This window comes from Acinetobacter sp. LoGeW2-3, assembly GCF_002688565.1.
Classification (GTDB): Bacteria; Pseudomonadota; Gammaproteobacteria; order Pseudomonadales; family Moraxellaceae; genus Acinetobacter.
Genome location: NZ_CP024011.1, coordinates 1,953,289 through 1,966,529 on the forward strand (window position 1 = coordinate 1,953,289; position 13,241 = coordinate 1,966,529).

10 protein-coding genes and 2 tRNA genes are annotated in these 13,241 nt (G+C 44.1%); 8 read left to right on the forward strand and 4 right to left on the reverse strand.

Annotation, left to right across the window (positions count from 1 at the left end):
- Positions 1-190: 190 nt before the first annotated feature.
- The 3 genes from BS636_RS09405 to BS636_RS09415 all read left to right on the forward strand — a co-directional run bounded on the left by BS636_RS09405 (position 191) and on the right by BS636_RS09415 (position 5,426).
- Positions 191-3,292, forward strand: a complete 3,102-nt coding sequence (locus tag BS636_RS09405) for a multidrug efflux RND transporter permease subunit (RefSeq protein ID WP_099338513.1) — start codon at positions 191-193, stop codon at positions 3,290-3,292.
- A gap of 130 nt (positions 3,293-3,422) precedes the next feature.
- Positions 3,423-4,751 (forward strand): magnesium transporter, encoded by a 1,329-nt coding sequence (gene mgtE / locus BS636_RS09410; protein WP_099338514.1) that lies wholly within the window; start codon positions 3,423-3,425, stop codon positions 4,749-4,751.
- A gap of 81 nt (positions 4,752-4,832) precedes the next feature.
- The gene (locus BS636_RS09415) at positions 4,833-5,426 is read left to right on the forward strand and encodes a DUF4112 domain-containing protein (protein ID WP_099338515.1); all 594 of its coding nucleotides are present in this window, start codon (positions 4,833-4,835) and stop codon (positions 5,424-5,426) included.
- A 69-nt stretch (positions 5,427-5,495) separates the two neighbouring features.
- Here the strand turns inward: BS636_RS09415 and htpX are convergent, their stop codons facing one another.
- Together htpX and BS636_RS09425 are read right to left on the reverse strand one after the other, a co-directional pair.
- Positions 5,496-6,401 carry a protease HtpX gene (htpX, locus tag BS636_RS09420; RefSeq protein ID WP_099338516.1) on the reverse strand — a complete coding sequence of 302 codons (906 nt, stop codon included), beginning with the start codon at positions 6,399-6,401 and terminating at the stop codon, positions 5,496-5,498.
- 173 nt (positions 6,402-6,574) lie between these two features.
- Positions 6,575-7,381 (reverse strand): lytic transglycosylase domain-containing protein, encoded by an 807-nt coding sequence (locus tag BS636_RS09425; protein ID WP_171266006.1) that lies wholly within the window; start codon positions 7,379-7,381, stop codon positions 6,575-6,577.
- A 559-nt stretch (positions 7,382-7,940) separates the two neighbouring features.
- Here BS636_RS09425 and ttcA point away from each other — a divergent pair.
- Positions 7,941-8,867, forward strand: coding sequence for a tRNA 2-thiocytidine(32) synthetase TtcA (gene ttcA, locus BS636_RS09430; protein WP_099338518.1), 927 nt, complete (start codon positions 7,941-7,943; stop codon positions 8,865-8,867).
- A gap of 226 nt (positions 8,868-9,093) precedes the next feature.
- On the forward strand, positions 9,094-9,477 hold the full coding sequence (locus BS636_RS09435) for an SCP2 sterol-binding domain-containing protein (RefSeq protein WP_099338519.1): 384 nt from the start codon (positions 9,094-9,096) through the stop codon (positions 9,475-9,477).
- Between the two features lie 63 nt (positions 9,478-9,540).
- On the opposite strand, the gene BS636_RS09440 is transcribed toward BS636_RS09435, so the two are convergent.
- Entirely contained in the window at positions 9,541-10,656 is a 1,116-nt protein-coding gene (locus BS636_RS09440) for a transglycosylase SLT domain-containing protein (RefSeq protein WP_099338520.1), read from the reverse strand.
- A gap of 367 nt (positions 10,657-11,023) precedes the next feature.
- Here BS636_RS09440 and greB point away from each other — a divergent pair, with 367 nt between their 5' ends.
- The 3 genes from greB (at position 11,024) to BS636_RS09455 (ending at position 12,027) form a co-directional block, all read left to right on the forward strand.
- On the forward strand, positions 11,024-11,518 hold the full coding sequence (gene greB / locus BS636_RS09445; protein ID WP_099338521.1) for a transcription elongation factor GreB: 495 nt from the start codon (positions 11,024-11,026) through the stop codon (positions 11,516-11,518).
- An 88-nt stretch (positions 11,519-11,606) separates the two neighbouring features.
- Positions 11,607-11,697 (forward strand) — tRNA-Ser (locus BS636_RS09450).
- Between the two features lie 239 nt (positions 11,698-11,936).
- Positions 11,937-12,027, forward strand: a tRNA-Ser gene (locus tag BS636_RS09455).
- Between the two features lie 36 nt (positions 12,028-12,063).
- On the opposite strand, the gene BS636_RS09460 is transcribed toward BS636_RS09455, so the two are convergent.
- Entirely contained in the window at positions 12,064-13,023 is a 960-nt protein-coding gene (locus tag BS636_RS09460) for a LysR substrate-binding domain-containing protein (RefSeq protein ID WP_099338522.1), read from the reverse strand.
- Positions 13,024-13,241 lie beyond the last annotated feature (218 nt).

A 13,241-nucleotide genomic window follows, 5' to 3' on the forward strand; every position in this document is an offset into this window, starting at 1 on the left:
AGTAAAAAACGATCATTCAACAAATTCATGCTTTTACTTCAGCCTACATATTTTCTTCACGAATTATATTTGTACGTATTTTTATGTGAGAATGACTTGTGTTTAGGTACTATCTCAATGAATATCCATACAGCTGATTCAGTTGTAAAACTCAACCTAAAATTCATCAAATTCAAAGTGATTCAGACCTATGCTGTCTAAGTTTTTTATTCATCGACCTATTTTTGCAGGCGTACTGGCCATTGTAGTGATGGCGATCGGATTGTTTGCGGTCATGAATTTACCTGTAGAACGCTATCCGGATATTGCGCCACCACGTGTCACCGTATCTGCAACCTATTCAGGTGCATCTGCCGAAACGGTAGAAGAGAGCGTGACTCAGGTACTGGAACAGCAGATTAAAGGTATTGATCACTTACTGTATTTTAGTTCCAGCAGCGATTCCTCTGGACGTAGCCGGATCAATATTAGCTTTGAAAATGGTACCGATCCGGACACAGCTCAGGTACAGGTACAGAATGCGATTAATGGCGTATTGAACCGTCTCCCAGAAGATGTACAGCGCCAAGGTGTAAATGTATTTAAGTCGCTGGGTGACACACATATGGTCATCAGCCTGTATGATGAATCCGGGCGCAGTGACAATATTGCCTTGTCCGATTATTTGATGACCCATCTGGAACAGGATATTTCCCGGATTGAAGGTATTGGTGAAGTCGATGTGTTTGGCTCGCAATATGCCATGCGCATCTGGCTGAATCCGTTGAAGCTGAAACAGTACAACCTGATGCCAAGCGATGTTCGTGCATCCATTGAATCACAGAATACACAAGTAGCAGCCGGTGCAGTTGGTGATCTGCCTACAGTCGATGATCAGTATCTGAATGCCAAAGTGACTTCGGGTACGCGGCTCAGAACTGTAGAAGAATTTGAAAATATCATTGTGAAGTCTGCCCGGGATGGCAGCTTTATCTATTTAAAAGATGTGGCGCGTGTCGAACTCGGTGCGGAAAATTATCAGTCCTATAGTACCAATAATGGTTATGCATCTGCAGGTTTGGCAATCTCACTGGCTTCCGGTGCCAATGCCATCGCAACTTCAGAACGGATCAAAGCTGAAATTGCACGTTTATCTAATCAGTTGCCCAATGGCTATAAGATTGCCTATCCACGTGATAACACCCCATTTGTTCAGGAATCGATTAAAGAAGTCGTTAAAACGCTGATTGAAGCGATTATCCTCGTCATTGTGGTGATGTTTATCTTCCTGCAAAACTGGCGTGCCACCCTGATTCCCGCAGTGACGGTGCCCGTTGTACTGCTCGGTACCATGGCGATCCTGTATGCGATAGGCATGAGTATCAATACGTTGACTTTATTCGCTTTGGTGCTCGCCATTGGCTTACTGGTCGATGATGCGATTGTCGTTGTAGAAAATGTCGAGCGTTTAATGCATGAAAAACAGCTAACTGCAAAAGAAGCAGCGCTGGAATCGATGCAGGAAATCAGCGGGGCACTGGTCGGGATTACGTTGGTGCTGACAGCAGTATTTATTCCCATGGCATTTTTTGGTGGATCTACGGGGGTCATTTACCGACAGTTTTCAATTACGCTGGTTGCTGCGATGTCATTATCATTGATGGTGGCTCTCATCCTGACACCGGCATTGTGTGCGCTGATTCTAAAACCAAATCCGAATCCAGCTCGCTGGGCGCAGTGGTTTAACCATAAGCTGGAAAATATTAAACAGCGTTATTTGAAACTTTCTCAAGTCACCTTGCAACATAAAGCAGTCTGCTTAATCTTATTTGTTGGCTTAATCGGGGTATTTGGCCTGTTCTATAAAGCCTTACCTACCAGTTTCCTACCGAGTGAAGACCAAGGTACGCTGAGTATTCAGGTACGCTTGCAGGAAGGTGCGCCACTGAAAAATACGGTGGCAACCGGGGAAAAGATTCGTGAATATTTCCTGGAGCAGGAAAAAGACAATATCAATCTGGTGATGATGCGTTATGGCCGTAATTTCTCCGGGACTGGTCAAAATCTGGCGACAGGCTTTGTGGCACTCAAACATTGGGACGATCGTCCGGGTGAGGAAAATACGGCACAAGCCATTCGTGAACGTGCGTTAAAGCATTTCCGAGGTTTTAAAGATGCACAGGTCAATATCAATATGCCGGCTTCAGTCAGTGGCCTAGGACAAACTGATGGTCTGGATTTCTGGATCCGTGATGTAGAAGGTAATGGCCGACAATATCTGGAACAGCAATTTAAAGAACTGGAAGAAAAAACCAAGCAATATTCAACTTTTGAAAACCTAGGCAAGCGTTCTAATCCAGAGAAGGCTGAACTCAAGGTTAATATTGACCAGAAACAGGCCATGGCTAATGGGCTGACCCAATCTGCGATTAACAGTACCCTTTCTGCCGCTTGGGGCGGGAATTATGTGAATGACTTCATTGACCGTGGTCGGATTAAACGGGTAATGATGCAGGGCGATGCTGAATTCCGTTCCAAACCTGAAGATCTGGCAATGTGGCATGTGCGTAATGACCAGAATCAGATGGTGCCATTCAGTAACTTCTCAACAGTAGACTGGAGTGGCGGGCCGGAAGTGGTCAATCGCTTTATGGGTTATACCGCGCTACAAATGGAAGCGGATGTCACCAAAGATACCAGCACCGGTGAAGCGATGCAGGATGTAGAAGCTCTGGTAGCGGATCAAAAAGGTATTGATGTGACCTGGAGTGGATTGTCCTTCGAAGAAAAACAATCCAGTAATCAGGCAATCTGGTTATATACCATTTCAATTGGCTTTATCTTCCTATGTCTGGCTGCATTGTATGAAAGCTGGACGATTCCAACTGCGGTGATGTCTGCAATTCCTCTTGGTATTGGCGGGAATATTATCTTCAGTTATTTCACAGGTTTCCCTAATGATATTTATTTCCAGATCGCCTTGCTGACGACGATTGGCCTATCCTGTAAAAACGCGATTTTGATTGTCGAATTTGCTGCATTGGCTGAACAGCATGGTAAATCTGTTGTTGCAGCAGCACTGGAAGGTGCAAGCTTGCGTCTACGCCCAATTTTGATGACCTCTTTGGCCTTTGGTGCCGGGATTCTGCCACTGGTTTTTGCCTTTGGTGCAGGTGCGGTCAGTCGTCAGGAAATCGGAGTCAGTGTACTGGGTGGGGTGATCTTTGGAACGGTACTGGTTCTGATCTTTATTCCATTTATGTATGTGATGATTCGTAGCCTGTTTCAAAAGAAAAAGCAGGAACTGAATTAAGCTTCTGATTAGCTAATTTTAAACTTAGAGATAAAATGAATAAATAAATGTCATGCTTCACCTAGGTAGGGCATGATAAATATGAAATAAAATTTTAAGAAACAAATAATAAGAGGGTAGTAGCGCGCAGATGGATCAGCAAGTTGAACAGGTACGTGAATTACTAAAGCTGCATCAAGCAGGTGCGGATCAGCATCTAGCACAATTGAATATTGCCGACCAAGCCAGGCTATTAGCTGAACTTAAACCAGAAGAACGGCAGCATCACTTTGAGCAGCTGCAGCGCCCGGTAGAGGTGTTTGAATACTTGCCGCTGCAGCAACAGCTTCAGCTCACCGCATCACTCTCCCTCGATGAACTAGTGGCTTTACTGGATGCAATGCATTCAGATGATTTTATTGACCTGTATAAACAGCTACCGTTATCCGTACAGCAGCAATTGCTAAGCAAGTTATCGCCACAGTCGAATCAGGTGCTTAAAGCACTGCATGCCTATCCGGAGGAAACAGCCGGTGCGCTGATGAGTTCGGATTATTTAACCCTTCCGCCTGAACTCAGCATGAATGAAGCGATCGAAACGCTACGTGACATCGCCGGAAATCATGACACGCTATACCTGATCTATATTGTAGATGTGCTACAACATTTACTGGGCGTGATTTCTTTGCGTCAAATTATTCAGGCATCACCCAACGCGACTATTGCCGAAGTCATGACCAAAGATGTGATTTATGGCACGGTGGATGAGGATCAGGAAGAGATCGCGCGTACCCTGGCTTATTATGACTTTATTGCCTTGCCGATTGTCGATGCTTCACAGAAGCTGGTCGGGATTGTCACCTATGATGATGCCATGGATATTGCCGAGGCTGAGAGCACTGAAGACTTCCTGAAAGCTGGTGCTGTGTCACCCCTAGATCAGCACAGTATCAAGACAGTACCAATTCTATCCTTATATAAGAAGCGAGTGTTCTGGCTGGTACTACTGGTGTTTGGTAGTTTGCTTTCCAGCTTTGGGATTGCTAAATATGAAGACATTATTGCCCAACATATCGTCTTGGTGTTTTTCCTGCCACTACTGGTCGGGAGTGGCGGGAATGCCGGTTCGCAGTCCTCAACTTTGATGGTTCGCGCACTCGCTACAGGTGATGTGCAGTTTAAGGACTGGTTCCATTTAATTGGACGCGAATCTCTGGTGGCGCTCTGTCTTGGTTTAACCATGGCCTGTGCAGTTTCGATCCTCGGTTATATTCGGGGTGATCTGATGGTTGCTGTCGTGCTTGCCATCAGTATGACCGGGATTGTACTGCTTGGCTGCCTGATTGGTATGAGCCTGCCTTTTATCTTGAATAAACTGAAACTGGATCCTGCCAGCGCTTCAGCGCCGTTGGTGACATCGATTTGTGATGCCAGTGGCGTAGTGGTGTATTTATTTGTAGCATCCCGACTTTTGTTTTAAGTTAATAAAATTGCACTATATTTTTGCCAAGAAACTGGGTTAGGCTGAATATCATTATAAAATGATAAACGGGTTGTTCCAATGATTGAGACAGGCAACAGCAACTCTCGTAAATTGACACAACAGGAAGTGATTCGACTGGAACGTGATCTGGCCAAGTTTGCCAATATGATGGACTCAGTAGTTCGGATTCCTTTTACCAAACAGGGTATTGGTGCTGATGCTGCATTGGGTACCGTGCCTGTGGCTGGGGATATCGCTGGCTTTGCATTGACCTGTTATGCCATCTACAAAGCACGTCAAATTGGCGTGCCTCAATCTAAACTGAATACTGTCATCAAACTGGCCGCAATGGACGCCGTGGTCGGCTTTATTCCTGTTGCTGGAACGATTTTCGATATCTTTATCCGTCCTAGCCGTAAGGCATTAGACATTGTGCATGATCATATCCGCGAGGAATATCAGATCCACACCGATCGGCATGTGGTGCATCCTTTTCTACACGAGAAACTAGAACAGAAACAGCAGCAATCTGCATTCTGGCGCAATCCTGTGGTGGCTTGGCTGTGGATTCATATTCCAGATATTTTGGGAACCATCTTCCTGATTTTGTTTGTACTGGCGATTGGCTGGGGTGGGATGGCACTGTATCAATGGATTAGCCCATCTTCCTAAGCACGAAAAATCAAACAAAAGAAAAGCCTCCATCAGGAGGCCTTTCGGTATAGCGTTGTGCTCAACGGATTAAGGACAATCAAGCTGATGCAAAGCGGCTACACGTTGTTCAATCGTTGGATGTGTCTGGAACAATGCAGCCAAACTGAAACCTTGTTCTTGACCTGCCGAAATTGCGAAAGCTTTCATCTCTTTAGGCATCGCATCTGGCAATTCAGATTCCGCCTGTAAGCGTAACAGCGCAGAAATCATCGCCTGTTTACCCGCTAAACGTGCACCGGCTTCATCGGCACGGTATTCACGGTGACGCGAGAACCACATCACGATCGCAGATGCCAGGATACCGAATACGATATCAAGCACAATGGTAATCACGAAGAATGCAATCCCGGGTGCTTCGCCATCTTCACGGCCGAATACGTTACGGTCGATGAAATCACCAGCAACACGGGCAAAGAACATCACGAAGGCGTTGACCACCCCCTGAATCAGGGCAAGTGTCACCATATCGCCATTGGCAACGTGACCAATTTCATGGGCAAGTACGGCACGCAATTCATCTTTATTCATGCGTTCTAGCAAGCCTGTAGAAACAGACACCAGCGCATCGTTTTTGTTCCAGCCAGTCGCAAAAGCATTCGACTGGTAAGATGGGAAAATACCCACTTCTGGCATTTTAATACCAGCGCGCTGAGATAGCTGTGCTACTTCCTGTAATAACCATGCTTCAGCCTGGTTACGAGGAGCATTCGGATCAATCAGTTCAGTACCGGTAGATTTTTTCGCCATCCATTTAGACATAAATAGTGAGATTAAAGAACCCACCATACCGAACACAAAACAGATCACTAGCAGGTTGCCTAGATTCAAGCCACCCGCGCCATGGTAACTACCGACACCGAAGAGTGACAAGATAATGCCAGCTACAACCAGTACCGCGAGGTTGGTTAGCAAAAACAAACCAATCCGCATCATTGAGAAATCCTCTTATTATAGAAAAATAATCTGATTAGCAAATTACAATCATTATCCTCAATATGAGGGGAAATGACTCAGATTTCAAGAATAAAAATAGTAAATTACTCAGAATTTACCCCTCTCACTATCATCAGCCAAAACCTAGGATGAATGATGGAGAGGAGGGATATTTAATCGTTGATATAGATTCTGGCCGATGCAGTCGCATGCGCGGTGGCATAAGAACCTGCAGGCGCATCAGTAAAGCTGCCATCGGCATTGGCAATGATCTGGCGCTGATAGTTATGCGCTTTAATCGTGGGAGCTGCCGGTGCATGATAATTGGCAGAGCTGGCCAAAACCTTGGCAGTTTCAACCGGTGCAGCGGCGGCAGTCAGATTAACCCCATTGGAATAGAGGTTGTGATAACGACTAGTGACACGGCGTACATAGTCCTGCGTTTCACGGAAGGGAGGAATACCCCCATATTTGCTGACATTGCCTTCACCCGCGTTATAGCCCGCCAGAGCTAGAGAGGTATTACCATTAAAGCGTTTCATTAACCAGGCCAGATATTTGGCACCTGCCATAATGTTCTGATGCGGATCATAAGCATTAGATACATTAAAGCGGCGTGCAGTAGCCGGCATCAGCTGCATCAGCCCTTGTGCGCCGACTGGAGAGCGGGCATGTACATTAAAGCCGGATTCGGTATGCATCACTGCTTTAATCAGACCTTCAGAAACACCATGCGTTTGTGCAGCCTGTTTAATAATGGAATCAAAGGCATTTTTATTTTTGCTATAGCTTGGCAAGACCGAAGCTTCACTTGAGCCCCAGTTGCTATAGCTATGAATGTTACTGTCCGGGTAATAGGTCTTTTTTTCTACTTTGAGATTACTGTAGCGACCTTTATTATTCGTCAGCAGGGTGACACCATTGCTATCTTTCATTTGATAGATCGTCTGACCTGCATGTGAAAAAGCAGTAGTTCCCATCAAAATATAAAGACAACTTAGTACAGAAGTCCTCTTAAACCACAAATATTTCTTCATTGTAAGTATATGTATTGAACATTTGTCCCCAAAACTTACTACAGAGTTTAACAAAATTTACTGCAATGAAAAGTGATGAGCGACGCATTTATAAACAAGTTTGTAAATGCAAGTCCCTAATGTTGAAGAACTAACCAAAAAAAATATTTATTTTTTTTTAATATGATGTTCTTGACACACTTAAGGCGTTGATTTTATTTATAAAATAAATTGGTTAAAAAATGATCAATTTAAATAGAACCCTTATTTTTGGGGACGATAAAGCTGTCAAGTGGTTTTAAATCCACAAAGTTATCCACAGGTTTTGTGGAAAACTGTGGAAAAGTCCAAAACGTAAGCATCCTGGATAAAAAATGAACTGTTTCGTTCAATTTATCAATCTAAATAAAACATGAAAATTAGAGTATTAGCTCGGTAACAGGAAAATAAATTCTTTTGATGCGAGAAGCACCCGAATCGGATAAAATTGCGCGGTATTTTTATTTATGGGTTATTCTCGTCTATGTACTCGCCAGTTGAATCCGAACAGGGATTTAATTTCAAACCGGAATTGCCAACAAGCTCTGCTTATTACCGTTTGTTGAAAAAGCTTCGCCGTCAGGTCGGACACGCTATTCGTGACTTTAAAATGATCGAAGATGGCGACAAGGTCATGGTGTGTATTTCTGGTGGTAAAGACAGCTATACCTTGTTAGATATCATGCTGCAGTTCAAGCGCATCGCACCGATCAACTTTGAAGTGGTTGCGGTGAACCTGGACCAGAAGCAGCCCGGCTTCCCTGAAGATGTGCTGCCACGTTATCTTGAAGAAAATAACATTCCATATTACATCCTTGAAAAAGACACTTACAGTATCACCAAGAAGTTGACGCCTGAAGGTAAGACTTACTGTGCCGTTTGTTCGCGTCTGCGCCGTGGTTCGCTGTATGGCTTTGCCCAAGAAATCGGTGCGACTAAGGTTGCGCTGGGTCACCACCGTGATGACATCCTGGCTACGTTCTTCCTGAACCTGTTCCATGGTGGTAGCTTAAAAGCAATGCCACCTAAACTGCTTTCTTCAGACAAGAAGAACATCCTGATCCGTCCACTGGCTTATGTGGAAGAGAAGGACATCATCAAGTATGCCGAGATGCGTCAGTTCCCGATTATTCCATGTAACCTGTGTGGTTCTCAGGAAAACCTGCAACGTGCCATTATTAATGACATGCTGCGTGACTGGGACAAAGCGCATCCTAAACGTCTACACAGCATTTTTGGTGCGCTACAAAACGTGTCGCCATCACAATTGGCAGACCGTGAACTGTTTGACTTTGAAGCGCTCGACAGCCAACGTGAATTCGACTTTAAAGGTTCATGCTCAACTGAAGAAGCCGTAGAAGGCGAAAGCAAGCGTATTAATATGGTCAACCTCGGTTTTGCCGCAGACTAAGACCTTTTTGGTGGGCATTCAAACAGCTTGAATGCCCGCTAAGCCTTATAATGCAAGGTTTTATACATAAATATAGAAATATCATCACAAAAATTGAACGCTGCGTACAAAATTCGATAGCCATTTTCTAAATGATCGTGATATAACAATCTGCAAGCGCAATAGCGTCAACAATGATGTTGTCTGGATAGACGACACACACGAACTAATAAATTGAGGAAAGATCATGCCTGCTTTTTTAACTGATGATTGGTTTTCAACTGTAGAAACACTGACTGCTCAAGCAGGTGACTTAAACCTGGCACCAGCACTTGCGAATCTTGCAATCAATCTGGTTGTTACAGACGCTACAGGTAATACTGAATTGTCTTTAGATGGTGGAGCGATCAAGAAAGGCTTGTCTTCAAATGCGAAGACTACGCTGAACATGGACGCAGAAACACTGCGTAAAGTATTCCTTGAGTTTGATATGGCTGCTGCAATGCAAGCGTTCATGACGGGTAAAATCAAGGTTCAGGGCGATATGTCTCAGCTGATGGCGTTGCAAACTGCAAAACCAAGTCAAGAGCAAAAAGATCTGTTCAAGAAAGTACTTGAGCAGACAACCTGATCAGTTGTACCTGAATAAAAAAAGCTTACCCTTGGGTAAGCTTTTTTTTATGGCTGGAACATTTTAGATGTTCACAAGCTCTGAACTTTTGATCTGTTCCAGATAAGAGCGCACACGGGTCACGTACTGTAATGCTTGGCGGTAACGACCATTGCTGGCTTTATTACGTTCCAGATAGCTATACAGGTTCACCCAGTTATCTGGATCCTTGCCCTGGTTACGGATACTGTTCTGAATTTTCTGAACTGCACCTGGTCCCATATTATAAGCAACCAAGGCGTACCAGTTACGGTCTGGCATAGGAATATGCTCAAAACGTGACAGCATCTGGTCATAGTATCTGGCACCGCCTTCAATACTCTGAGCAGGATCGGTACGGTTACTCACGCCCATCGCTTTTGCGGTTGAGCTTGTCAGCATCATCAGACCACGGACACCGGTCGGGGACACGGAGTTTGGCTTGAGATATGATTCCTGGTAGCCGATCGCGGCGAGCAGGTGCCAGTCCAGACCGTACTGCTGAGCAGATCTCTGGAAGCTGGCTTTGTAAATGGGGAGGCGCTGGCTAAGATCCTGATGGATATTATCCTTGAAATGCTCTTCGACTACATTCTGATTGTAAAAGGAAGCGAGCTGATTGATTGCGCCGCTTTGCTTGCTGTTACATACGAAATTACTTGCAGTCTGGCTTAATGGATCATTGGCTGATTTGAACACCCAGTTTAGGTTGGCATTCAGGCCTTTAGATGATAAGGCACTGCCATCACCACAGGTTGCAGAGAACGAGGTCAGTTTACGACCTTCAATGCTGCTGATGCTGGTCGTAGTCATTGCCATATTGGCTTTACCTTGAGCAACCATTTTCAGCGCAGTGGCATCATCAGCAACGGTTTTAAAATCCAGTTTTACATTCATGTCTTTGGCATAGTTACGAACCAGGTCATAACCAAAACCATGCAGGTGACCACCATCTTCAAATACTGTGGTCGGGCTCTTTACAGCAACGACAGTAAGCTTGTTGCTGTTGACGACACTGTCAAACTGATGTGCCGTTGTCTTACTTGCATTGATAGCGTGGAATGGAACAAGCGCAGTGCTCAATGCAAGAATTTTTACAGGGAGAGAGGAAAATAAAGATCTTAGGCAAAGCCTCGACCCAGAAGATGAACTACTGTGCATGTTGTCTCCGCTACAAGTAATTTATGCCCTCGAAAGTTTTAGGCAAAAGAAACCACAGAACTTTCTTAAAGTTGATAAATTCAATTAGGGTTGGGCAGTCATGACGTCATTCAAAATGACTTGGGATTAAACGGGAATGTGTAGAAAAACTACACAGAATAAAAAATAAACAAAGTGAATCAGATGTGCGCATGGTAATGATCAAAAAATAGATTGTCAAATTTTGTACTCAAAAATGTTTAAAAATGTAATTTAAGTGTTTAAAATCATTAAGGAATTTTTTTAGTATTATTTTCTCTTCAGAAAATAGCCAATAAAATAGGCTAGTTAGCAAGGAAAATGTTGTCATGAGTGGTGTGAGAAAGCGATGAAATCCAATTTGATTACCCGTGGTGGGCATGACAAATTAGTGGCAGAACTTAAATATCTGTGGCATGAAGAACGGCCGGAAATTACCAAAAAAGTGAACTGGGCAGCCAGCCTCGGTGACCGTTCGGAGAACGCTGATTACCAGTATAATAAGCAGTTGTTACGCAAGATCGACCGCCGTGTACGTTACTTGGGCAAGCGTCTGGAAGAGCTACGGATCATTGACTTTTCGCCTGAGCAGGAGGGGAAAGTTTACTTCGGTGCGTGGGTCGAAATTGAAAATGAAGCAGGGGAGCAAAAGACCTTACGTATTGTCGGTGTCGATGAAATTTATGATCATCATCCACAGCATATTTCGATTGATTCACCCATGGCACGTGCGTTGCTCGGCAAGCAGGTTGATGACGAAGCAGAAGTGATGACGCCGTCGGGTAAGAAAGTCTGGTTCATCAATACCATTCGTTATGAAAAGCCTGAAAATTCAGCAAATTGATCGAATTGATTTTATTTTGTTCATTTGAAAGCTAAATTTTATAAAAATATTTGCCAAGCTGGATTTTTATTTATATGATGGCGCCCATGGAAGCGTGGCAGAGCGGTTTAATGCACCGGTCTTGAAAACCGACGAGGGCTTATACCCCTCCGTGAGTTCGAATCTCACCGCTTCCGCCAGATTTGCAAAACCCCAGTCGAATGACTGGGGTTTTTTTATATTTATGATTTTTCATAGTAGTGATTTTATTTAGCCAGTATCATGAATTTATTCGGTTTAATTTTTCTTGCAGATTCATGTCCAAAGATTTTGCTTAAGAAAACACCCGGCTGAAATTTAGCTGCTTGAACGGATTTTTTAATAAGTTTTGCGAAAATTTATTGCCAAGAAACAGAAATATTTATATGATGGCGCCCATGGAAGCGTGGCAGAGCGGTTTAATGCACCGGTCTTGAAAACCGACGAGGGCTTATACCCCTCCGTGAGTTCGAATCTCACCGCTTCCGCCAGATTTGCAAAACCCCAGTCGAATGACTGGGGTTTTTTTATGAGCTCTCAGATTGAGTCTGAATGGGGTCTTGTTGCAGTTCTTCTTTCATCCAGTTTACAAATCTGGCAATCAGCGTGGAATGTTCATTATCGGCATGAATCAGGTGATAGGCCCGGCGTCGTTCCAGCTTCTGATCGGAAATTTTCACCAGTTCTCCATTGGCAAGTTCTGTTTCAATCAGCATCTGCGGAATCAAGGCCATGCCCATGCCATGTTTGGCTGCAACAGCTAGCATGGAAAATAGTTCATGCCGCTGTCCACCCAAAGGATTGGGATGTTTGATCTGATGCAATTCAAACCAGTCCTGCCAGATCGTAGGGCGTGTTGTCTGTTGTAAAAGAGGTAGCTGTAATAATTGTTCAGCACTTAGTATTAAATGTGGTGTATCTGCTTTTACGTTCATCTTTAAATGTGCTTTGATGAAGCCGGGTGAACATACGGCTACTACATCCTCATGCATCAGGAAATGACTGGTAATTCCGGGCCACTGTGCGACCTGTTCTGGTGTGCCCGCATAAATGGCAGCATCAAAGATATTTTCATGAAACAGGAAGGGGCGGGTGCTGGTTTCCAAATGCACGGTAATTTCTGGATGACGTTGCTGGAAACGATGTAGCTTTGGTAACAGCCACCGGGTTGCAAAAGTTGGAACGACCCCCAGTTTAAGTGTACCGCCTTGACCTTTATGTTGAATGACATCCAATGTGGCTTGTTCCAGACTCATCAATAAAGGTTTAATACTTTCATAATACTGTTGACCTGCTGCGGTCAGTTCTACACCATGACGGGTACGGCTAAATAACTGGACTTCAAGTAATTCTTCTAGATGCTGGATCTGACGCGAGACTGCACTTTGCGTTAGAAATAGCTCCTGTGCCGCATGGGTATAACTGGCATGGCGTGCTGCAGATTCGAAGCACATTAAGCTCTGGGTAGAAGGGATTTTCCGGCGCACAATTTCCTCCCTGAAAATGTTGTCTTATCACAAAATGACATATTTAACTTAAACCCATATACAACTTTGGTCTACAGCTTTGAATTAATCAGACTGCAATGCTTATTTATTAAAGGTTTATATCTCAGTTATGCAATTTACGCATATCTGCATGCTAAATACTCGTTTGAAAGCCCTTTGATACAGTCCTAGGATCGAATTACAAGATCGAGAACAAT

What these genes read in the sequence shown, in the direction of transcription:
- BS636_RS09435 (WP_099338519.1), top strand. Translation starts at nt 9,094, where the DNA reads ATGCCTGCTTTTTTAACTGATGATTGGTTTTCAACTGTAGAAACACTG.
- htpX (WP_099338516.1), bottom strand. Translation starts at nt 6,401, where the DNA reads ATGATGCGGATTGGTTTGTTTTTGCTAACCAACCTCGCGGTACTGGTT.
- greB (WP_099338521.1), top strand. Translation starts at nt 11,024, where the DNA reads ATGAAATCCAATTTGATTACCCGTGGTGGGCATGACAAATTAGTGGCA.
- BS636_RS09440 (WP_099338520.1), bottom strand. Translation starts at nt 10,656, where the DNA reads ATGCACAGTAGTTCATCTTCTGGGTCGAGGCTTTGCCTAAGATCTTTA.
- BS636_RS09425 (WP_171266006.1), bottom strand. Translation starts at nt 7,381, where the DNA reads ATGGGAACTACTGCTTTTTCACATGCAGGTCAGACGATCTATCAAATG.
- ttcA (WP_099338518.1), top strand. Translation starts at nt 7,941, where the DNA reads ATGTACTCGCCAGTTGAATCCGAACAGGGATTTAATTTCAAACCGGAA.
- BS636_RS09415 (WP_099338515.1), top strand. Translation starts at nt 4,833, where the DNA reads ATGATTGAGACAGGCAACAGCAACTCTCGTAAATTGACACAACAGGAA.
- mgtE (WP_099338514.1), top strand. Translation starts at nt 3,423, where the DNA reads ATGGATCAGCAAGTTGAACAGGTACGTGAATTACTAAAGCTGCATCAA.
- BS636_RS09405 (WP_099338513.1), top strand. Translation starts at nt 191, where the DNA reads ATGCTGTCTAAGTTTTTTATTCATCGACCTATTTTTGCAGGCGTACTG.